The organism is Burkholderia cenocepacia, from assembly GCF_900446215.1.
Lineage (GTDB): Bacteria > Pseudomonadota > Gammaproteobacteria > Burkholderiales > Burkholderiaceae > Burkholderia > Burkholderia cenocepacia.
In genome coordinates this window covers 166,987-187,684 of sequence record NZ_UAQZ01000017.1, presented here as the reverse complement: position 1 = coordinate 187,684, position 20,698 = coordinate 166,987, and the positions used below count along the sequence as shown (strand labels likewise).

Annotated in this window: 15 protein-coding genes and 1 pseudogene; 9 read left to right on the top strand and 7 right to left on the bottom strand. The window is 70.0% G+C overall.

What is annotated here, in order from left to right; all coding sequences use genetic code 11:
- Window positions 1-113: 113 nt before the first annotated feature.
- The 5 genes from DTA15_RS35375 to cobA form a co-directional block, all read right to left on the bottom strand.
- Window positions 114-1,055, bottom strand: coding sequence for a helix-turn-helix transcriptional regulator (locus tag DTA15_RS35375; RefSeq protein ID WP_006483777.1), 942 nt, complete (start codon window positions 1,053-1,055; stop codon window positions 114-116).
- Window positions 1,056-1,144: 89 nt separating this feature from the next.
- Window positions 1,145-1,744 carry a uracil-DNA glycosylase family protein gene (locus DTA15_RS35370; protein WP_006483783.1) on the bottom strand — a complete coding sequence of 200 codons (600 nt, stop codon included), beginning with the start codon at window positions 1,742-1,744 and terminating at the stop codon, window positions 1,145-1,147.
- A 103-nt stretch (window positions 1,745-1,847) separates the two neighbouring features.
- Window positions 1,848-2,900, bottom strand: a complete 1,053-nt coding sequence (locus DTA15_RS35365) for a CmpA/NrtA family ABC transporter substrate-binding protein (protein ID WP_006492021.1) — start codon at window positions 2,898-2,900, stop codon at window positions 1,848-1,850.
- 5 nt (window positions 2,901-2,905) lie between these two features.
- Window positions 2,906-3,502, bottom strand: a complete 597-nt coding sequence (locus DTA15_RS35360; RefSeq protein WP_006494730.1) for an ANTAR domain-containing response regulator — start codon at window positions 3,500-3,502, stop codon at window positions 2,906-2,908.
- A gap of 120 nt (window positions 3,503-3,622) precedes the next feature.
- The gene (gene cobA, locus DTA15_RS35355; RefSeq protein WP_006488745.1) at window positions 3,623-4,384 is read right to left on the bottom strand and encodes a uroporphyrinogen-III C-methyltransferase; all 762 of its coding nucleotides are present in this window, start codon (window positions 4,382-4,384) and stop codon (window positions 3,623-3,625) included.
- A 228-nt stretch (window positions 4,385-4,612) separates the two neighbouring features.
- Here cobA and DTA15_RS38815 point away from each other — a divergent pair, with 228 nt between their 5' ends.
- From DTA15_RS38815 to DTA15_RS35330, 5 genes are all read left to right on the top strand, one after another.
- Window positions 4,613-4,894, top strand: a complete 282-nt coding sequence (locus DTA15_RS38815) for a hypothetical protein (protein ID WP_154317702.1) — start codon at window positions 4,613-4,615, stop codon at window positions 4,892-4,894.
- 145 nt (window positions 4,895-5,039) lie between these two features.
- Window positions 5,040-6,365, top strand: a complete 1,326-nt coding sequence (locus DTA15_RS35345) for an MFS transporter (RefSeq protein ID WP_006494732.1) — start codon at window positions 5,040-5,042, stop codon at window positions 6,363-6,365.
- Between the two features lie 21 nt (window positions 6,366-6,386).
- On the top strand, window positions 6,387-8,972 hold the full coding sequence (gene nirB / locus DTA15_RS35340; RefSeq protein ID WP_006488748.1) for a nitrite reductase large subunit NirB: 2,586 nt from the start codon (window positions 6,387-6,389) through the stop codon (window positions 8,970-8,972).
- 31 nt (window positions 8,973-9,003) lie between these two features.
- Window positions 9,004-9,348, top strand: coding sequence for a nitrite reductase small subunit NirD (gene nirD, locus DTA15_RS35335; protein WP_006488749.1), 345 nt, complete (start codon window positions 9,004-9,006; stop codon window positions 9,346-9,348).
- Window positions 9,349-9,365: 17 nt separating this feature from the next.
- Window positions 9,366-13,553 carry a bifunctional nitrate reductase/sulfite reductase flavoprotein subunit alpha gene (locus DTA15_RS35330; protein ID WP_012493364.1) on the top strand — a complete coding sequence of 1,396 codons (4,188 nt, stop codon included), beginning with the start codon at window positions 9,366-9,368 and terminating at the stop codon, window positions 13,551-13,553.
- A gap of 57 nt (window positions 13,554-13,610) precedes the next feature.
- Here the strand turns inward: DTA15_RS35330 and DTA15_RS35325 are convergent, their stop codons facing one another.
- Window positions 13,611-14,387 carry an SDR family oxidoreductase gene (locus tag DTA15_RS35325; protein ID WP_034178341.1) on the bottom strand — a complete coding sequence of 259 codons (777 nt, stop codon included), beginning with the start codon at window positions 14,385-14,387 and terminating at the stop codon, window positions 13,611-13,613.
- Between the two features lie 30 nt (window positions 14,388-14,417).
- Window positions 14,418-14,828 (bottom strand): annotated as a pseudogene (locus DTA15_RS35320) (GlcG/HbpS family heme-binding protein); the annotation flags it as partial.
- A 108-nt stretch (window positions 14,829-14,936) separates the two neighbouring features.
- On the opposite strand from DTA15_RS35320, the gene DTA15_RS35315 reads away from it, so the two are divergent.
- From DTA15_RS35315 to DTA15_RS35300, 4 genes are all read left to right on the top strand, one after another.
- Window positions 14,937-15,851 (top strand): LysR family transcriptional regulator, encoded by a 915-nt coding sequence (locus DTA15_RS35315; protein WP_006486000.1) that lies wholly within the window; start codon window positions 14,937-14,939, stop codon window positions 15,849-15,851.
- A gap of 81 nt (window positions 15,852-15,932) precedes the next feature.
- Entirely contained in the window at window positions 15,933-16,367 is a 435-nt protein-coding gene (locus tag DTA15_RS35310) for a hypothetical protein (protein WP_006486003.1), read from the top strand.
- Between the two features lie 413 nt (window positions 16,368-16,780).
- A complete protein-coding gene (mprF, locus tag DTA15_RS35305; protein ID WP_012493363.1) occupies window positions 16,781-19,375 on the top strand; it encodes a bifunctional lysylphosphatidylglycerol flippase/synthetase MprF in 2,595 nt (864 codons plus the stop codon).
- A complete protein-coding gene (locus DTA15_RS35300) occupies window positions 19,372-20,655 on the top strand; it encodes a virulence factor family protein (RefSeq protein WP_006486018.1) in 1,284 nt (427 codons plus the stop codon). Before mprF ends, DTA15_RS35300 begins: the two co-directional genes overlap by 4 nt.
- Window positions 20,656-20,698 lie beyond the last annotated feature (43 nt).

The window sequence follows — 20,698 nt, the reverse complement described above, 5'->3', positions numbered from 1 at the left end:
ATGGCCTCGTTCGGTAGGAAGACGGATGGCCGGCGCAGTGGCCGGCATGCGTGCAACGATACCCGACGCGCATGCGCCCGGATGCGACGCAACTGCGTTTTACCGGGACAAAACTACGCGTCGGCGGCCGCCTGCGTGTCGTCGGCGGCGGGCAGCGCGGCGTTCGCGTCGCGGTACGCCTTCGGCGACACGCCGACCCGCGCGCGGAAGCGCCGCGCGAAATACCCTTCGTCGCGGAAGCCGACCGAGCGCGCGATGTCCGCGATGCGCCGGCTGGTGTGGGCCAGCAGCGACTGCGCGAGCGCGATCCGGCGCTCGGTGACGAGATCGGTGAAGGTGCTGCCGGTTTCCTTGCGAACGAGGTGCGCGAGGTAGTTCGGCGACAGGAACGCGGCTTCGGCGGTCGCGGCGAGCGTCAGGTCCTCACGCGTCAGGTTCGCCCGCACGTGGCGCAGCACGCGGGCCAGCGCGTCGCGCCGGCCGGCGCGCTGGGCGCCGCGCTGCGCGAGCTTGTCGAGCGCGCCCGCGTACTGCGTGCAGACGAGCCCGATCAGTTGCAGCAGGTAGCCGCGCAGCAACGTGGTCGAGCCGAAGGTGCGCACGCGATCGGCGTCGAGCATGCACAGCGCGAGGCGGCGCGCTTCGTCGTACGTATCGCCGGTCAGGATGAAATCGAGGTGCTCCTGGAAGCGGAACGGCGTCAGTTCGGGGAAGCGGTGCGCGGGCACGTCCTCGAGATCGAGCGGATCGACGTCGAGATCGGCGCGCAGGAACGCCTGGCTGAAATTGATCACGATGAAGTGCGCGCCTTCCGGATGCGGAATCAGGTGCTCGCGGTGCGGCAGCACGAACGCGAGCGCGCCGCGCGGAAACGGCCGCGTGACGCCGCCGATGCGCTGCTCGGTGTCGCCGCCGAGGTTGAACTGGATCTGGAAATACGCGTGCCGGTGCGGCTCGGTGATCGCCTGGCGCGACGCCTGGTCGCGGATGTAGAAATCGAGCCGGTCGCTGCGTTCGGGCATCCCGTACAGGCGCGGCGGGGCGGTGGAGGGCATGAAGGATTGTGCTGTTCGTGACGCGGTTGAGCCGCGATGGTACAGCGAACCGGGCGCGCCGGGGCCGGGCGCCGGCTCGCGGGCCCCGCTCAGCCTGCCGCGAGCGGCGCGATCCGGCGCCGCAGCTCGGGTACGACCTCGGCGTCGAACCATGGATGGTGCTTGAACCAGGCCTGGTTGCGCGGCGACGGATGCGGCAGCGGCAGGACGGCCGGGCCGTAGTCGCGCCAGGCTTGCACGGTATCGGTCAGCGTCGCCTTGCGGGCGCCGCGCAGGAAATGCCGCTGCGCGTACTGGCCGATCAGCAGCGTGAGCCGGATCGACGGCAGTTCGGCCAGCAGCCGGTCGATCCACAGGGGCGCGCATTCGGGGCGCGGCGGGTTGTCGCCGCTCGCGCCGCGGCCCGGGTAGCAGAAGCCCATCGGCACGATCGCGAAGCGCGTCTCGTCGTAGAAGGTCTCGGCGTCGACGCCGAGCCAGTCGCGCAGCCGCTTGCCGCTCGCGTCGTCCCATGGAATCCCGCTCGCATGGACGCGTGCGCCCGGCGCCTGCCCGACGATCAGGATGCGCGCGTCGCGATGGGCGCGCACGACCGGGCGCGGGCCGAGCGGCAGGTCGGCTTCGCATGCACGGCACGCGCGGATTTCGGTGAGCAGCACGTCGAGCGGCGCGCGCGTTCGTTTCGGCATCGATTCGGAGCGGGGACGGAGTGGCAAGGCGGTGTCGTGCGGGCGGGCAGCGGCCGGGCGCCGTGGCCCGGCGGCACACGCGGGCTGCACCGTGCGGCGCGCGTCACGCCCGTGACGGGCCCGCTGCGCCGCCTTCGGCGACCGCAGCATCATACAACGCGGTTTGCGCGATCGCCGCGGCGATCCCCGCATCGTCGTGCGAACCGTCGAGCATGCCCCAGCGCCGGTATTGCGACAGGAACCACAGGGCCTCGCGCGGATCGGGCCGGTTCACGGCGCCGCCGTCGTGGAAGCGGATCGGCAGCGGCGGCGTGGCGAACGGCCCCGCGCCGTAGTCGCCGAGCAGGCGCGGCGCGATCAGCCGGGCCGGCACGCCGAGTGCGTCGGGCGACGCGAGCCAGTCGGCCGCCTCGCGGCGGTGCGCGGCGCTGTCGAGCCATGCGCACGCATCGACCAGCGTGCGGACCAGCGCACGCGCGGTGGCCGGATACAGCGCGACGAAATCGCGCCGGGTCGCGAGCACCTTCTCCGGATGATCGGGCCAGATCTCGCTCGTGACGGCGACGGTGCGGCCCGCGCCGCACGCTTCGGCCACCGCGTGCCATGGCTCGCCCGCGCAGAAGCCGTCGAGCTCGCCGCCCGCGAGCGCGGCGACCATCTCGGGCGGCGGAATCACGACGCTGCGCACGTCGCGCAGCGGATCGACGCCGTGCGACGCGAGCCACGCGTTCAGCCACATCGCGTGCGTGCCGGTCGGGAAGGTCTGCGCGAGCAGCGGCTTGCGGCCGAGCGTCGCGAACGCGGCACGCACGTTGGCGGTTTCGCGGTAAGCGTCGGCGAGGCCGCCCGACAACGTGATCGCCTGCCCGTTGCGGTTCAGCACCATCAGCGCGGCCATGTCGGCCCGCGGGCCGCCGATGCCGAGCTGCAGCCCGCAGACGAGCCCGTAGAGCGCGTGCGCGGCATCGAGCTCACCGCTGAGCAGCTTGTCGCGCACGGCCGCCCACGACGGCTGGCGGCTCAATTCGAGCGTGAGGCCATGACGCGCGCCGAGATTCAGGCGCTGCGCGACGATCAGCGGGGCCGCGTCGCTCAGCGCGACGAACCCGAGGCGAAGATGCGCGCGTTCCGGCGCGGCGGGCGGAGAGGTATGCATGGCACTCATGACTGGGGTGACGCGTCGAGCAATTGTCGCGCGACGTCGACGATGCGCAGGCCCTGATCCATCGCGCGCTTGCGCAGCGCCGCATACGCATCGTGTTCGGACAGCTTGCGCTGGTCCATCAGCACGCGTTTCGCGCGGTCGATCAGCTTGCGTTCCTCGAGTTCGCGCTCGACGTCGGCCAGCCGGCGGCGCAGCGCGTCGTCGTGCGAGAAGCGCGCGAGCGCGACTTCGAGAATCGGCGCGAGGCGCTCGGCCGACAACCCTTCGACGAGATACGCGCTGACGCCCGCGCCGACCGCCGCGCGGATCAGTTCCTGGTCGGCGTCGTGGCTGAACATCAGCACGGGGCGCGGCGCGGTCGCATGCATGACGGCGAGCTGTTCGAGCGTGTCGCGCGATGGCGAATCGGTATCGATGATCACGACGTCCGGGCGTTGCTCCTCGACGGCCGCCGGCAGGCGCGCGGGCGTCGCGACGTCGTTCAGCATCTCGTAGCCGAGGCGCGCGAGCGCATTGCCGAGTTCGCCGATCGGCTTGTCGGTATCGGTGACGAGCAGCACGCGCAGGCGGACGGGCAGGGCGGACGAACTCATGAGGCGGGCGACAGGGGCAGCGATGCGTCGGTGCAAGGGGCGAACGAGGCAGTCGGGCCGCACGCGCGGCCGGGGGTGAACGAAACGGGGAGCGGCCGAAGCCGCGCGATGCCGCCCATGTCAGGCGGCCCGCGGCAGCGCCGCGCCGATTGCCGCGTCCGCCTCCTGCGCGGCCGTTTCGCCGATCGCGCCGCCGACGAGGATCACGGCCGGGCTGCCGAGCCGCGCGGTTTCGATGCCGCTTGCGAGCGTGTCGAGCGTGCCGGTCCAGCGACGCTCTTCGGGCGTACCGGCCCATTGCACGGCCGCCGCCGGCGTCGACGCGGGGAGCGCGGCGAGCAGGCCCGCCGCGATGCTGTCGACGCGGCTCATTCCCATGTAGATCGCGAGCGTGGTGCCGGTCGCCGCGAGCCGGGCCCAGTCGGGTTCGCCGTGGTCCTGGCGATGCGCGGTGACGAACGTGACGCCCTGGCAGTGTTCGCGATGCGTGAGCGAGATGCCGAGGCTCGCGGCGGCCGCGAATCCCGACGAGATGCCGTTGACGATCTCGACCGGAATCGCGGCCGCGCGCAGCGTCGCGAGTTCTTCGCCGGCGCGCCCGAACAGCAGCGCATCGCCGCCTTTCACGCGCACCACGTGCGCGCCGCGCAGCGCATGGCGGCGCATCAGTTTCTCGATGAACGCCTGCGGCGTGGAGCGGCAGCCGCCGCGCTTGCCGACGCGGATCACGCGCGCCTGCGGCGCGAGTTCGACGATGCCGGGCGCGACGAGATCGTCGAGCAGCAGCACGTCGGCGGCGGCCAGCGCCTTCACCGCCTTCAGCGTGAGGAGATCGGGGTCGCCGGGGCCGGCGCCCAGCAGCGTGACTTTGCCTGTCGTCATGTCGTGTTCCTGTGCCGCATCGCATGCCTGCGGCGGTCTGCTTCGCGTTGTTGCTCGGCGGCGGCGGGCGGTCGAAACGCACCGGCATCCGGCCGTGCCGTGCACGGGGGGACGCCGTTGTCCGGAAAGGCTCGCCGTGAAGGGCGGGCCGGGTTTGCGGGGACTGCCCACCGGCGCCGTTGCCGGTGTAGTGAAGGTTCAGCAATATCCGGGCCAACCGGCGCGACGATGGCGCCTTTGCGCGACGCGGCGCACCGTGCGATGGCCGCGAGCGGGCATGTGCTCGCGACGCGCGAGCAGTCGCGATGCCGCATCGGCGTGCAGCGTGCCGCGCCCGCGCGCACCGCGATGCCGCACGACGACAGTGCTGCAGCGCACCACATCTGTGCCTCGGTGCATCGCGACGGAGAGCGCGTCGCGCGTCGCGGTGACGTGCCCGATACCCGCTGCGCCTTGTGCGGTGGGGTTCCCGGCGCGATTGACGCCGACATGGCACGTGGCTTGCATTAGCTCGTTCGGGCGGGTCAATGGCGATCCGTCCGCAGTACCGAATACCGAAGCGCCCGGCAACGGGCTTCATGGGCAACGGCGTCCTACGTATCAGGTCTCGACGAGACCGGGTGCGCAGGACGCCGTTTTTCGTTTGGCGGATGACATGACCGACAAAGCTACCCGTATCGATCTCTTCAGCCTCCGCACCGCGCCGATGCGCGCGTTCCATCTGACGTGGATGGCGTTCTTCGTATGCTTCTTCGCGTGGTTCGCGTGCGCGCCGCTGATGCCGCTGATCGCGCGCGAATTCCATCTCACCGCGGCGCAAGTCGCCAACATCAACATCGCCGCGGTGGCCGCGACGATCGCCGTGCGGCTGCTGGTCGGCCCGCTGTGCGACCGCTTCGGCCCGCGCCGCGTGTATGCGGGCCTGCTGCTGCTCGGCGCGATCCCCGTGTTCGCCGTGTCGTTCACGCACGACTACCTGTGGTTCCTGATCTGCCGGCTCGGCATCGGCGCGATCGGCGCGGGCTTCGTGATCACGCAATACCACACGTCGGTGATGTTCGCGCCGAACGTGGTCGGCACCGCGAACGCGACGACGGCCGGCTGGGGCAATGCCGGCGCGGGCGCGACGCAGGCGCTGATGCCGCTGCTCGTTGCCGCGGGGCTGATGCTCGGCTTCGGCGAGGATGCGTCGTGGCGCATCGCGCTGGTCGTGCCGGGCGTGGCGATGCTCGTGATGGCGTGGGCGTACTGGCGCTTCACGCAGGACTGCCCGCAAGGCGATTTCGTCGCGCTGCGCAAGGAAGGCGTGACGATCGACAGCGGCAAGAAGGGCGGCTGGGCGAGCTTCTTCGCGGCGTGCGGCAACTATCGCGTGTGGATGCTGTTCGTCACGTACGGCGCGTGCTTCGGCGTCGAGGTGTTCATCCACAACATCGCCGCGCTGTACTACGTCGACCACTTCAAGCTGTCGTTGAAGGACGCCGGTTTCGCGGTCGGGATGTTCGGCTTGCTCGCGCTGTTCGCCCGCGCGCTCGGCGGCTGGCTGTCCGACAAGATCGCCGCGCGCCGCAGCCTCGACGTGCGCGCGACGCTGCTGTGCGCGCTGATCATCGGCGAAGGGCTCGGGCTGATCTGGTTCTCGCATGCGCAAGGCATCGGCATCGCGCTCGTCGCGATGCTGACCTTCGGCCTCTTCACGCACATGGCGTGCGGCGCGACCTACGCGCTGGTGCCGTTCATCGACCGCAAGGCGCTCGGCGGCGTCGCGGGGATCGTCGGTGCGGGCGGCAACGTCGGCGCGGTCGCCGCGGCTTTCCTGCTGAAGGGTGTCGGCGACGTCCAGCAGGCGCTGAGCCTGCTCGGCCTGGCGGTCACCGCGACCGCCTTGTGCGCGATGGCCGTGCGCTTCAGCGAAGAACACAAGGCGCGCGAAGCCGAGCTGCGCGATCGCGCGCTGGCCGCCGCCAACGCCGCGAACTGATCGACCGAAGGAACCGCCATCATGAAACTCATCGTCATCGGCCACGGCATGGTCGGCCACAAGCTTCTCGAATGCGTCGCGGCGGAGGCCGGCGCGCCGCAGGTCACGGTGCTCGGCGAGGAACCGCGCGCGGCCTACGATCGCGTGCATCTGTCCGAATTCTTCGCGGGCAAGTCGGCGGACGATCTGTCGCTCGTCGAACCCGGCTTCTTCGAGCGTCATCCGCAGTTCGACCTGCGCCTGAACGCGCAGGTCGCGTCGATCGACCGCGCCGCGCATACGGTCACGCTCGTGTCGGGCGAAACGCTCGCGTACGACAAGCTGGTGCTCGCCACGGGCTCGCGTCCGTTCGTGCCGCCGGTGCCGGGCCGCGATCGCGCCGGCTGCTTCGTGTACCGGACGATCGAGGACCTCGAGGCGATGCAGGCGTGCGGCGCGCACGCGAAGCGCGGCGTCGTGGTCGGCGGCGGCCTGCTCGGCCTCGAATGCGCGAAGGCGCTGCGCGACATGGGGCTCGACACGCACGTCGTCGAATTCGCGCCGCGCCTGATGGCCGTGCAGGTCGACGACGGCGGCGGCCGGATGCTGCGCGCGAAGATCGAGGCGCTCGGCGTGACCGTGCATACCGGCAAGAACACGCTCGAAATCGTCGACGGCGACGAAGGCACGCACCGGATGGCGTTCGCCGACGGCACGCATCTCGACACCGACATGATCGTGTTCTCGGCCGGTATCCGGCCCCGCGACGAACTGGCCCGCGCGTGCGGGCTCGACATCGGCCCGCGCGGCGGCGTCGCGATCGACGACGCGTGCCGCACGAGCGACGCCGACATCTACGCGATCGGCGAATGCGCGGCCTGGAACGGCATCGTGTACGGCCTCGTCGCGCCCGGCTACGACATGGCGCGCGTGGTCGCGAAGCAACTCGCGGGCGGCGCCGACGAAGCGGCGGCCGCGTTCGCGGGCGCCGACATGAGCACCAAGCTGAAGCTGATGGGCGTGGACGTCGCGAGCATCGGCGACGCGCACGGCACGACGGCCGGCAGCCGCACCTACCAGTACGCGGACGAGCGCCGCCAGGTCTACAAGAAGCTGGTGGTGTCCGACTGCGGCAAGTTCCTGCACGGCGCGGTGATGGTTGGCGATGCGGCCGAGTACGGCACGCTGCTGCAGATGATGCTGAACCGCATCGAGTTGCCCGAATCGCCGGAATTCCTGATCCTGCCGTCGTCGGACGGCGCCGCGAAGCCGGCGATCGGCGTCGATGCGCTGCCGGAAGGCGCGCAAATCTGCTCGTGCAACAACGTGTCGAAGTCGCAGATCTGCGCGGCGGTGGCCGACGGCGCGACGAGCCTCGGCGCGCTGAAGACGTGCACGGGCGCCGGCACGTCGTGCGGCGGCTGCGTGCCGCTCGTCACGCAGATCATGAAGGCCGAGATGAAGAAGCAGGGCCTCGCGGTCAACAACCATCTGTGCGAGCACTTTCCGTATTCGCGCCAGGAGCTGTTCCACCTGATTCGCGTCGAGCGCATCACGACGTTCGACGCACTGCTGCACAAGCACGGCCGCGGGCTCGGCTGCGACGTGTGCAAGCCGGCCGTCGCGGGCATCCTCGCGTCGTGCTTCAACGAGTTCGTGCTGAAGAAGGAGCACGCGGGGCTGCAGGATTCGAACGACTACTACCTCGCGAACATCCAGCGCGACGGCACGTATTCGGTCGTGCCGCGCATGCCGGGCGGCGAAGTCACGCCGGAAGGGCTGATCGCGGTCGGCCAGGTCGCGAAGAAATACGGCCTGTACACGAAGATCACCGGCGGCCAGCGCGTCGACTTGTTCGGCGCGCGCGTCGAGCAACTGCCGTCGATCTGGGAGGAGCTGATCGCGGCCGGTTTCGAATCGGGTCACGCGTACGGCAAGGCGCTGCGCACCGTGAAATCGTGCGTCGGGTCGACGTGGTGCCGCTACGGCGTCGACGATTCGGTCGGCCTCGCGATCGATCTGGAGAACCGCTACAAGGGGCTGCGCGCGCCGCACAAGATCAAGTTCGGCGTGTCCGGCTGCACGCGCGAGTGCGCGGAAGCGCAGGGCAAGGACGTCGGCGTCATCGCGACCGAGAAAGGCTGGAACCTGTACGTGTGCGGCAACGGCGGGATGAAGCCGCGCCACGCGGAGCTGCTCGCGTCCGACCTCGATCGTGCGACGCTGGTCCGCTACATCGACCGCTTCCTGATGTTCTACGTGCGCACGGCGGATCGCCTGCAACGCACCAGTGTCTGGCGCGACAACCTCGAAGGCGGCCTCGACTACCTGGTCGACGTCGTCGTGCACGACAAGCTCGCGATCGCCGACGAACTCGAAGCCGACATGCAGCACGTGATCGATACCTACGAGTGCGAGTGGAAGAAGGCCGTCACCGATCCCGACACGCGCAAGCGCTTCCGCCACTTCGTGAACAGCGACGCGCCGGATACGACCATCGAGTTCGTCGAGACGCGCGGCCAGATCCGGCCCGCGACGCCCGGCGAGCGCGCGGGCGGCAAGCCCGTGCCGATCCCCGTCGTCGCCGCGGCGGCGACCCGAGCCGCGACCGAAACCGCCACCGCGTGACCGACATCCGCCACCTTGCAAGGAGCCCATCATGAACGATCGCCTTCCGCTGTCCTGGACCCGTGTATGCCCGCTCGACGACATCGTGCCGAACACCGGCGTGTGCGCGCTCGTCAACGGCGAGCAGATCGCGGTGTTTCACGTCGCGCATGCCGACGGCGGCGTGTTCGCGATCGACAACGTCGATCCCGTATCGCAGGCCGCCGTGATGTCGCGCGGACTGATCGGCAGCCTCGGCGAGCGCGTCGTGGTCGCGTCGCCGCTGTACAAGCAGCACTTCGACCTGCGTACCGGCGAATGCCTGGAAGCGCCCGAGCAGTCGGTGAACGCGTATCCGTCGCGGGTCGAGGACGGCTTCGTGTGGGTCGCGGCCTGACCGTCCCGGAGCCGCCCATGACCGCGACCCCCGTCAAGAGCGTGTGCCCGTACTGCGGTGTCGGCTGCGGCATGGTGCTGCACGTCGAGGAGGGCGAAGTCGTCAAGGTGTCCGGCGACGCCGACCATCCGACCAACTTCGGGCGGCTGTGCACGAAAGGTTCGTCGGCGCACGTCGCGCTGCGCCGCTCGGGGCGGCTCGATCGCGCGTTCGTGCGCCGCGCGCGCGAGGACGACCTCGTGCCGCTGCCGGCGCGCGACGCGATCGCCGAGACCGCGCGCCGGCTGCGCGCGGTGCTCGATGCGCACGGGCCCGATGCGCTGTCGTTCTACGTGTCGGGGCAGCTGTCGATCGAGGCGCAATACCTCGTCAACAAGCTCGCGAAGGGCTTCGTCGGCACCAACAACATCGAGTCGAACTCGCGCCTGTGCATGGCGAGCGCGAGCACCGGCTACAAGCAGTCGCTCGGCGCGGACGGCCCGCCCGGGTCGTACCAGGATTTCGATCGCGCGAACCTGTTCTTCGTGATCGGCGCGAACATGGCCGACTGTCACCCGATCCTGTTCCTGCGGATGATGGATCGCGTGAAGGCCGGCGCGAAGCTGATCGTCGTCGATCCGCGCCGCACCGGCACCGCCGACAAGGCCGACCTGTTCCTGCAGATCCGGCCGGGCACCGATCTCGCGCTGGTCAACGGGCTGTTGCATCTGCTGCATGCGAGCGGCCGCACCGACGCCGCGTTCATCGACGCGTACACCGAAGGCTGGGACGCGATGCCCGCGTTCCTCGCCGACTACACGCCCGAGCGTGTCGCCGGGATCACCGGGCTCGCGGAAGCCGACATCCGCACGGCCGCGCAATGGATCGGCGACGCGCCGGAATGGACGAGCTGCTGGACGATGGGGCTCAACCAGAGCACGCACGGCGTGTGGAACACCAACGCGATCTGCAACCTGCATCTCGCGACCGGCAGGATCTGCCGCCCGGGCAGCGGGCCGTTCTCGCTGACCGGCCAGCCGAACGCGATGGGCGGGCGCGAGATGGGCTACATGGGGCCGGGGCTGCCGGGCCAGCGCTCGGTGGCGTCCGACGACGACCGCCGCTTCGTCGAGACCCTGTGGCGCGTGCCGGCCGGCACGCTGCGCAAGGACACCGGCAACGGCACGGTCGACCTGTTCGAACGGATGGCGGCCGGCGACATCAAGGCGTGCTGGATCGTCTGCACGAACCCGGTCGCGACCGTGCCGAACCGGCGCACCGTGATCGCCGGGTTGCAGGCCGCGGAGCTCGTGATCGCGCAGGACGCGTTCCTCGACACCGAGACCAACCGCTACGCGGACATCCTGCTGCCCGGTGCGCTGTGGGCCGAGGGCGACGGCGTGATGATCAACTCCGAGCGCAACATGACGCTGATGCGCGCGGCGGTCGCGCCGCCCGGCGACGCGCTGCCCGACTGGCGCATCGTCGCGGAAGTCGCGCGCGCGATGGGGTTCGGCGACGCGTTCGACTATGCGTCCGCGGCCGACGTGTTCGACGAGATCGTCCGTTTCTCGAACCCCGCAACCGGCTACGACCTGCGCGGCGCGAGCCACGCGGCGCTGCGCGACGGGCCTGTGCAGTGGCCGGTCGCGCCGGGCACCGCGCGCGCGCGGCACCCGATCCGCTACCTGAACGACGGCGTGAACCAGCCGCTGCGGGCCGCAGCCGACGGCGGCGACGCCCCGCGCATCGCGTTCCCGACGCCGTCGGGCAAGGCGCGCTTTTTCGCGCGGCCGCACGTCGATCCGGCCGAGCTGCCGGACGACACGTTCCCGATCGTGCTGAACACCGGGCGGCTGCAGCATCAGTGGCACACGATGACGAAGACCGGCAAGGTCGCGATGCTGAACAAGCTCAACCCGCGCCCGTTCGTCGAACTGCACCCGGACGATGCGAGCGCGCTCGGCATCGCCGCGAAGGACAGCGTCGAGATCCGTTCGGCGCGCGGCCGCGCGGTGCTGCCGGCCGTCGTGACCGAGCGCGTGCGGCGCGGCAACTGTTTCGCGCCGATGCACTGGAACGACGTATACGGCGACGACCTGTGCATCAACGCGGTGACGAACGACGCGATCGACCCCGAATCGCAGCAACCCGAACTGAAATACTGCGCGGTCGCGCTGACGCGGGTCGAAACCGATGCGTTCGCGCCGGTCGACGACGACACCGCGCAACCCGATGCATGCGCCGACGACGCGCGGCCCGCGCCGGCGATGATGCACGCGACTGCTTCACAGGAATCCGACATGGCAGACATCGACACTTTCGCGGCCGCGCTCGGCGTCGCCGATCTCGCCCCGCCGCCGCTGACCGACACCGAGCGGCTGTACGTGGCGGGCCTCGTCAGCGGGCTGAAGGCGAGCGCTGGCCGTCGCGAAGGCAGCGTACCCGTGCTGCCGGCCGGCGCGCCGTTGACGCCGCCCGTGCGGTTCTGGCTCGACGGCATGCTCGCGGGCCTGTTCAGCCGCGCGCTGCCTGCCGGTGCGCAGACCGGCGCGGCGCCCGCGCTGCCGGCCGACGCCGCCGCGGCGGGCGGCGTGCGGATCGTGCGCCCGCGCCCGAAGGTCACGTTGTTGTGGGCGTCGCAGACCGGCAACATCGAATCGTTGACCGAGGATTACGCGACGAAGCTGATGAACGCGGGCTTCGAGATCCGCACCGCGTGCATGTCCGACTATCCGGTCGCGTCGCTGGCCGGCGCGCAATACGTGCTGCTGATGACGAGCACGTTCGGCGACGGCGATGCGCCCGACAACGGCGGCGAGTTCTGGGACGCGCTGCAGGCCGGCAGCGCCGCGCGGCTCGACGGCGTGCATTTCGCGGTGCTCGCGTTCGGCGACCGCAACTACGACCGGTTCTGCGGCCACGGCCGCCGGCTCGACGCGCGGCTCGCGGAGCTCGGCGCGGCACGTCTGTGCGCCCGCGTCGATTGCGACGTCGAGTTCCAGCACGAGGCCGACCAGTGGCTCGAACGCGTGGTCGCGCGCATCAAGGAAGCCGATGCCGCGCTGCACGCGGTGCCGTCCGGCGGGTTGAGCCCGTCGGGGCTGCTGCCGACGAAGGCGCATCCCGCGCCGTCGAAGCTCGTCGCGAACCTGCGGCTGAACCGGCCGGGCGCCGCAAAAGACACGCGCTATGTGTCGCTGTCGACCCAGGGCGCGAACCTCGAATACGAAGCCGGCGACGCGCTCGGCGTGTGGCCCACCAACTGTCCGGAGCTGGTCGACGAACTGCTGTCCGTCACCGCGCTGAAGGCCGATGCGCCCGTGTCGGTGCCGGGCGTCGGCGATGTCCGGCTCGGCGATGCGCTCGCACGCCACTTCGACATCACGCGCCCGCATCCGGACACGCTGGCCTTCATCGCGTCGCGCAGCGCGAACGGCGCGCTGAAGTCGCTGCTCGGCGACGATCGCAAGGGCGACCTCAAGCAATGGCTGTGGGGGCAGCAGCTGGCGGACGTGCTGCACGAATATCCGATCGAGCTGTCGGGCGCCGAGCTGGTCGGCATGCTCAAACGCATGCAGCCGCGCCTCTATTCGATCGCGTCGAGCCCGAGCGCGCACGAGGGCGAGATTCACCTGACCGTGTCGGCCGTGCGCTATCACAACGGCCGGCGCGCGCGCAAAGGCGTCGCGTCGACGTTCCTCGCCGATCGCGCGGACGACGGCCGCGTGCCGGTGTTCGTGCAGAAGTCCGCGCACTTCCGGCCGCCGGTGAACGGCGACGTGCCGATCGTGATGGTCGGTCCGGGCACCGGCGTCGCGCCGTTCCGCGGCTTCCTGCACGAGCGGCGGGCGCGCGGCGCGCGCGGGCGCAACTGGCTGTTCTTCGGCGAGCAGCACGCGCAGACCGACTTCTACTACGGCGACGAGCTGAGCGAGATGCGCGACAGCGGCTTCCTGACGCGGCTCGATCTCGCGTTCTCGCGCGACCAGGCCGACAAGGTCTACGTGCAGGACCGGATGCGCGAGCACGGCGCCGAGCTGTTCGCGTGGCTGGAGGAAGGCGCGCACTTCTACGTGTGCGGCGACGCCGCGCGGATGGCCAAGGACGTCGATGCGGCGTTGAAGGCGATCGTCGCCCGGCACGGCGGCATGTCGGAGGACGCCGCGAACGACTACGTCGCGCGGCTTTCGAAGGCGCGGCGCTACATGCGCGACGTGTACTGAGAATCGCGCAATCGCGCGAGCGGCGGACGGTCGGTCCGCCGCTTCGCCGGCGGCAGCTTACTGCTGCCGTTCCCAAGCACGCGCCTGCTCGGCGCGCACGAACGCTTCCGACGCCGCCGGCAGCAGGTTGCGGAACGCGCCGCCGTCGCCGTCGATCACGTCGACCATCTTCGCGACCATTTCCTCCGGGTCGTGCTGTTCGAGCGGGAACGTCAGCCGCTCGGGCGTCACGGTATGCACGGCCGGATCGTGCCAGCGCCGCGTCGTTTCCATCATCCGGTCGTTGAAACCCGTGCGGTACGGGCCGGGGTTCACGACCGCGACGCGGATGCCGTGCGGCGCGAGTTCCGCGTGCATCGCCTCGGCCACCGATTCGATCGCGTGCTTCGACGCGCAGTACGCACCCGTGAACGGCCCCGTGATCAGGCCCGCGATCGACGACACGAACACGATCTTGCCGTGCCGGCGCGCGAGCATCCCGCGCGCGATCTGCTGCGTGAGCTCGAGCGGCCCGAACACGTTCACGTCGAACAGCGCGCGGACGATCTCGACCGGCAGGTCGACCAGCGCGCCGGCTTCGCCGACCCCCGCGTTGTTCACGAGCACGTCGATGTCGAGCTCGGCCGCGCGCGCGCGGTCGTGGGCCGACGTGACGTCGAGCCTGATCGCGCGCAGCGTGGTGCCGCGTTGCGCGGCGGCGGCCGCGACGTCGTCGATCTCGGCCGTGGCGCGTACGCCGGCCGTCACGTCGTGACCGCGCTCGGCGAGCCGCAGCGCGACTTCGCGGCCGAAGCCGGTGCCCGCGCCGGTGATGAGGATGCGTTTCTGTGCCATGTGCTTACCTTGTGAGTGGAACGTTGCCTGAAAAAGGTCGCGGCAGTGCTGCGCGATCGCGGTGTCTTCGTCGACGCTGCCGCCCGAGATGCCGATCGCGCCGACGCAGCGTCCGTCGCCGTCGACGAGCGGCTCGCCGCCGCCGAACGTGACGAGCCCGCCGTGACTGTGTTCGATGCCGCGCAGCGGGCCGTCGCCCGACATCGCGCCGAGCGCGCCGGTCGACGCGCGGAAGCGCACCGCCGTCAGCGCCTTGCGCTGCGCGAGATCGGTCGCGCCGAGAAAGCAGTCGTCGGTGCGCACGAACGCGAGCAGGTTCGCGCCGGCATCGACGATGGCGATCGCGACGCCGGCTACCTGCAGCGACGCGGCATGCGCGAGGGCCGCGTCGATCGTGCGGCGGGCAACGGTGAGCGGCAGCGCGGCGGTGAGCGGGTTCATGCGAAGGGCTCCGACAGGACGACAGCGCCAGTGTAGGCAGTGGCGGTATATGGGAGAATCCGCATTCCACTCGAAGCAGTTTCAAGTTTTTTTAATGATGGGCAAGCGATGAGCAGACGCGATCCGATGGCCGGCCTGCATGTGTTCATGACCGTCGCGACGGCCGGCAACTTCACGCGGGCCGCCGCCGCGCTGGGCCTGACGCCGGCCGCCGTCAGCCTGTCGATCGGGCAGCTCGAGGGCGAGCTCAACGTGAAGCTGTTCAACCGCAGCACGCGCGGCGTGAGTCTCACGGAAGCCGGCCAGCGTTACTGGCGGCAGACCGAGCCCGCGTACCGGCAGGTCATGCAGGCGCGTGACGCGCTGAAGGATGCGCGCAGCGAGCCGAGCGGGCTGTTGCGCGTGACCGCGCTGCCGCTCGCGCGCTTGCTCGTGATCGCGCCGGTGCTCGCCCCGTTTCGTGAGCGCTATCCGAAAGTCCGGCTCGAAATCCGCTACGAGAACGAACTCGTCGACATCGCAAAGGAGGGGTTCGATGCGGGCATTCGCCTCGCCGACCGGCTGCAGCCGGGCATGATCGGCGTGCGGATCGCGCCTGCGTTGACGTGTGCGCTGGTCGCGTCGCCCGGTTATCTGGCGCGGCACGGTGCGCCGGCGTCGATTGCGCAGCTCGAGCGTCACGCGTGCATCCGTTTCCGGTTTACGGAAAGCGGGCGGTTGCACAAATGGCTGCTGCACGACGGGCGACGCGACGTCGATCTCGACCCGGACGGCGTATTCGTGACGAACGATGCCGATGCGGTGATCGATGCGGCGCGTGCGGGCGTCGGCATTGCGTTCGCGTTCATGCGCGAGCGGATCGAGCAGGACCTGCGCGACGGCACGCTCGTCGAGGTGCTGCCCGGTACGTGCCGCACGCTGCCGCCGATGTGGCTGTATTACGTGAATCGCAAGCACGTGCCGGCCAAGCTGCGCGCGTTCATCGACGTGCTGCGCGAGCGCGCTGGCGCGGACGCGGCGTAGTCGCATCGGCGCGGCTCACTGCAGCGATCGATTCGCCGGCGCATGATGGCAACTCCCGCCACGACGCCATGGAGTTGCGTGATGACCGGATTTCCGCATTTTTCGATTCGAACCGGGGTGATTGCCGCAGCGTTGGCGGCCGCCGCGATTTCCAGCGCACCGGCCGTCGGCCAGACGTCGACGGTGCCGGCAGGATCGGCCGTCGCGACGCCCGACAACGCGGTCCTGCTGACCGTTTTCCTGAAACACGACGAATCGCGGCCGCTCGCCGAGCTGAATGCGCAGCTTGCGAAGCAGGGGTTCTACAAGGCGTTTCCGCCGCCGGGCGTCGAGGTGGTGAGCTGGACGGTGACGATGGGAATCGGGCAGATCGTCGTGCTGCGATTGCCGGCGGCGCGGCTGCGCGAGGTCAATCGCGTGCTGGAGGATACGGCGTGGGGGGTGTACCGGACGGAGTTCTATCCGACTTACGATTACAAGGCGATCGGGTTGGGGGAGCATGAGCGGGCGAAGTAAGGGAGGCCGGACGTTTCTGCGCGCACGCGGACGTCCGAATCAATCTGCCCCCATTCCGGTAAAGCCTCGCGACACGACGCTTTCGTCCTCTTGGGCTGGCGTCGTGCCGGCAGATTCCTCCCAAATGCATCGCAAGTCATTCATCCGATGAAAAAACCGCCCCGGTTCCCGGTATGATGCGCACCTTGCGTTCGTAGGACGCACGGTTTCTTTATGCGTTTTGATGCGAGAGACACCACAAATCCGCACAAAGCCGACGTGAAAGATTCTGTAATATTAATTCCGTATACTCGTAAGTTCTGATCCAGGCGCCACGAGCCCATCTTCGGCCGGCCGCCCATGCAGAACAACCAGATACGTCGCCGCCGGCCAACCCGCGCCGCGACACGCTATGCACCACCACTGAACACGTTATGTCTTCCCGCCACCCTGGTTCGCCCGGCCGTGCCGAGGCTGTGATCGCCCGTGCCTGGGCGCTCATCCGCCACGAGCGCGTGCTGTCGCCGCTGCTCGCGCTCGGCATCGGCCTGCTGCTGATCGTGGTTTTCCAGCATCTGTCGGAATCCGTCGACTACCGGTCGGTGATCCGCCAGTTGCGTCACATGTCCGTCGCCGAGTGGGGCGCGTCGCTGGCCGCGACGGCCCTCAGCTATCTCGCGCTCGTCGCCCGCGATGCGGTCGGCCTGCGCTATGTTGCGGCCAAGGTGCCGCGCGTCGCGCTGTGGATCGGCGCGATTGCCGGTTCCGCGCTCGGCAATGCGACCGGCTTCGGCGCGTTGACGGGCGGCGCGGTGCGTGCGCGCGTGTATGGTGTGTCGGGCGTCACGCCGGCCCAGATCGGCCGGATGACGGTGTTCACCAGCGGCACGCTGGCGCTCGCGATGGTGCTGATGACGGCGGTCGGCATGGTCTGCGTGCCGGAGGCGCTCGCCGCGATGCTGCACGTCGCGCCTGGTGTGCTCACGTGGACGGGCGCGGCACTGCTCGTCGCGCTCGCCGCGCTGGTCGCGCTGTGCGGCAACACCGCGCGCCCGGTCGTCACGCGCTTCAAATGGCTGTCGTTCGACGTGCCGGCGCGGCGCGATCTCGTCGCGCAGGTCGTCTATGCGGTGCTCGACGTGGTGGCCGCGGGCCTGACGCTGTGGGTGTTGCTGCCGGCAGCGCCGGTCGGCTTCCCGACCTTCATTACCGTTTATGCGGCCGCGTTGCTGCTCGGGATGATCGGCCATACGCCGGGCGGGATCGGCGTGTTCGAGGCGGCGATGGTTTTCACGCTCGGTCGCGAAGTGCCCGCGCACGCGATGGTCGCCGCGCTGATCGCGTATCGCGCGATCTATTTCGGCGTGCCGCTCGTGCTGTCGGCCGGCCTGCTGGCCGGCTTCGAGGGCCGCGCGCTGCGGCGCCGGCTCGTGACGCGGCAGGCCGTGCGCGTGTCGCAGCTCGCGCCGGTGTTCCTGAGCCTCGTGACGTTCGCGGTCGGCGGGATGCTGGTGATCTCGAGCGCGACGCCCGCGTTCTGGCACCGGATCGCGATCCTGCGCCACATCGTGCCGCTGTGGGTGCTCGAAGGCTCGCAGGTGATCTGCAGCGTGCTCGGCGTCGCGCTGCTGTTGGTCGCGCGCGGGCTGCTGCGCCGGCTCGACGGTGCGTGGTGGATGACCTTCGCGTTGACGCTCGCGAGCCTCGCGCTGTCGCTGGCCAAGGGCCTCGCGTTCGTCGAGGCCGGCGTGCTCGGCACGCTGCTCGTGCTTTTGCTCGTCAGCCGCCGCCGCTTCAATCGTCATTCGTCGCTGCTGGCCGAGCGCTTCACCGTCAGCTGGTTCGTGTCGGTCGCGATGGTGCTGATGCTGGCCGTGTGGGTGCTGTTCTTCGCGTTCCGCGACGTGCCTTACACGCGCGAGCTGTGGTCGCATTTCTCGTTCGACGCGCGCGCGCCGCGGGCGCTGCGCGCGACGCTCGCGTCCGGCGTGTTCGTTGCGCTGTTCGCGCTGTGGCAATTGCTGCGCCCGGCGCCCGGGCGGTTCGTGAAGCCCGCGGAGCAGGATCTGGTCGACGCGGAGCAGATCATCCGCGCGCAGGAATGCAGCGATGCGGGCCTGGCGTTGATGGGCGACAAGTCGTTCCTGTTCTCGGAGTCGCGGCGCGCGTTCCTGATGTACGCGAAGAACGGCCGCACGTGGGCCGCGCTGCACGACCCGGTCGGGCCGCGTGAAGAGTGGCCGGCGCTGATCAGCAAGTTCATTGCGCTCGCGCATGCGCACAGCGGCCGCGCGGCGTTCTACCAGGTGCGCGCGAACGCGCTGCCGCTGTATCTCGACGCGGGGCTCACGCTGATGAAGCTGGGCGAGGAAGCGCACATCGCGCTCGACCAGTTCGACCTGAAGGGATCGAACCGTTCGCATCTGCGCTATGCGCTGCGGCGCGGCGACAAGGATGCGCTGACGGTCGAGGTGATCGCGCCGGGCGACGTGCCGGCCGCGTTGCCGGCGCTGCGCGGCATCTCGGACGGCTGGCTCGACAGCCGCGATGCGCGCGAAAAGAGCTTCTCGGTGGCCGCGTTCCACGACGGCTATCTCGCGACGCAGTCGGTGATGCTGGTGCGGCAGGCCGACAAGCCGATCGCGTTCGTCACGTTCATGACGACCGACCTCAACACCGAGGCGACGGTCGGCGTGATGCGCCATCTGCCGGAGGCTTCGCCGTACGCGATGGAGTATCTGTTTACGCAGCTCGCGCTGCATCTGAAGGAAGCGGGGTTCCGCAAGCTGAGCCTGGGTATCGCGCCGTTCTCGGGGATGGGGGCGGCGAAGATGCCGTCGCCGTTCCACCGGCTCGGCCTGATGGTCTGGCGCTTCGGCGGCCGCTTCTACAACTTCCGCGGCTTGCGCGCTTTCAAGAGCAAGTTCGAACCGCACTGGGAGCCGCGTTATCTCGCGGCCTCGGGCTCGGTCGGCGTGTTCGTCACGCTGGCGGATCTGTCATTGCTGGCTGGAGGTCGGCGTTCATGATGTCGAAGAAGGGTATCGCGCGGGCGGCAGCCGTCTGCGCGGGAATGATGCTGGCCGGCGCCGCGTGCGCCACGCAGCCGGCCGCGGTGAAAGCCGAAACCGTGTCCGGCGGCCGCTACGGGCCCGTGACCGTGACCAGGCCGAGCGGGCCGCTGCGCGGGTTCGTCGTGCTGTTCTCGCGTGAGGGCGGCTGGCGGGTCGCCGATCAGCAGGCGGCCGACGCGCTCGCGAAAGCCGGGACGATGACGGTCGGCGTCGATTCCGCGCGTTACGCGGCGAATCTCGCCGCGAAGCAAGAGACTTGCCACCACCTCGACGGCGACGCCGAGGCGGTCAGCCATCAGCTCGAACGTCTCGCGCAGTCGTCGCGCTATTTCACGCCGATCGTCGCGGGCGTGGGCCAGGGCGGCGCGATCGCGAAGCAGATCCTCGCGATGGCGCCGGAGAACACGATCGCCGGCGTCGTCGCGGTCGGTCCGGCCGCGAAGCTCGATCCGCGCTTCAAGCCGTGCCCGCCCGATCCGACGATCGTGCGACGCGCGATGCCGGGCTTCGTCGAAACGGCTGCCGCGGGCGACACCGCGAAGCTCGTGTCGCTCGTCACGCCGCACCTGCGCGACACCACCGGCAGCAGCGACGAGCTCGACGTCTCCGACCTGCCGCTCGTCGAGTTGCCGGCCAAGGGCGGCAGCGACCGGCTCGCGATCGTGATCTCGGGCGACGGCGGCTGGCGCGATCTCGACAAGACGATCGCCGAGGCGCTGCAGCGCGACGGCGTGTCGGTGGTCGGCATCGACAGCCTGCGTTATTTCTGGAGCGAGAAGCCGCCCGCGCAGGTGAGCCGCGATCTGGCCCGCGTGATGCGCACCTACATGGCGCGCTGGCATGCCGGCCGCGTGGCGCTGGTCGGCTACTCGTTCGGCGCGGACGTGATGCCGTTCGCGTACAACCGGCTGCCGGCCGACCTGCGCGACAAGGTCGCGGTGGTGTCGCTGCTCGGCTTCGCGCCGTCGGCCGATTTCCACATCCGCGTGACGGGCTGGCTCGGCATGCCCGCGAGCGACAAGGCGTTGAAGGTCGCGCCGGAAATCGCGAAGGTGCCGCCGGCGCTCGTGCAGTGCTTCTACGGCGCGGAAGAGACGGACACGATGTGTCCGGCGCTCGCGAACACGGGCGCCGACGTGATCAAGACGCAGGGCGATCACCACTTCGGCCGCGATTACATCGCGCTCGAGAAGAAGATCCTCGGCGGGTTCGGCAAGCCGGTGGCGGCGCGCTGAACATCGGCCGGCGCCCGCGTGACGGCAGGCGCCGGCCGGTTTG

Bases quoted from the DNA above. Each gene is read 5' to 3' on its own strand.
- DTA15_RS38815 (WP_154317702.1), top strand. From the start codon at position 4,613: ATGGCGCCTTTGCGCGACGCGGCGCACCGTGCGATGGCCGCGAGCGGG.
- nirB (WP_006488748.1), top strand. From the start codon at position 6,387: ATGAAACTCATCGTCATCGGCCACGGCATGGTCGGCCACAAGCTTCTC.
- nirD (WP_006488749.1), top strand. From the start codon at position 9,004: ATGAACGATCGCCTTCCGCTGTCCTGGACCCGTGTATGCCCGCTCGAC.
- DTA15_RS35325 (WP_034178341.1), bottom strand. From the start codon at position 14,387: ATGGCACAGAAACGCATCCTCATCACCGGCGCGGGCACCGGCTTCGGC.
- cobA (WP_006488745.1), bottom strand. From the start codon at position 4,384: ATGACGACAGGCAAAGTCACGCTGCTGGGCGCCGGCCCCGGCGACCCC.
- DTA15_RS35310 (WP_006486003.1), top strand. From the start codon at position 15,933: ATGACCGGATTTCCGCATTTTTCGATTCGAACCGGGGTGATTGCCGCA.
- DTA15_RS35375 (WP_006483777.1), bottom strand. From the start codon at position 1,055: ATGCCCTCCACCGCCCCGCCGCGCCTGTACGGGATGCCCGAACGCAGC.
- DTA15_RS35345 (WP_006494732.1), top strand. From the start codon at position 5,040: ATGACCGACAAAGCTACCCGTATCGATCTCTTCAGCCTCCGCACCGCG.
- DTA15_RS35360 (WP_006494730.1), bottom strand. From the start codon at position 3,502: ATGAGTTCGTCCGCCCTGCCCGTCCGCCTGCGCGTGCTGCTCGTCACC.
- DTA15_RS35330 (WP_012493364.1), top strand. From the start codon at position 9,366: ATGACCGCGACCCCCGTCAAGAGCGTGTGCCCGTACTGCGGTGTCGGC.
- DTA15_RS35315 (WP_006486000.1), top strand. From the start codon at position 14,937: ATGAGCAGACGCGATCCGATGGCCGGCCTGCATGTGTTCATGACCGTC.
- DTA15_RS35300 (WP_006486018.1), top strand. From the start codon at position 19,372: ATGATGTCGAAGAAGGGTATCGCGCGGGCGGCAGCCGTCTGCGCGGGA.
- DTA15_RS35370 (WP_006483783.1), bottom strand. From the start codon at position 1,744: ATGCCGAAACGAACGCGCGCGCCGCTCGACGTGCTGCTCACCGAAATC.
- mprF (WP_012493363.1), top strand. From the start codon at position 16,781: ATGTCTTCCCGCCACCCTGGTTCGCCCGGCCGTGCCGAGGCTGTGATC.
- DTA15_RS35365 (WP_006492021.1), bottom strand. From the start codon at position 2,900: ATGCATACCTCTCCGCCCGCCGCGCCGGAACGCGCGCATCTTCGCCTC.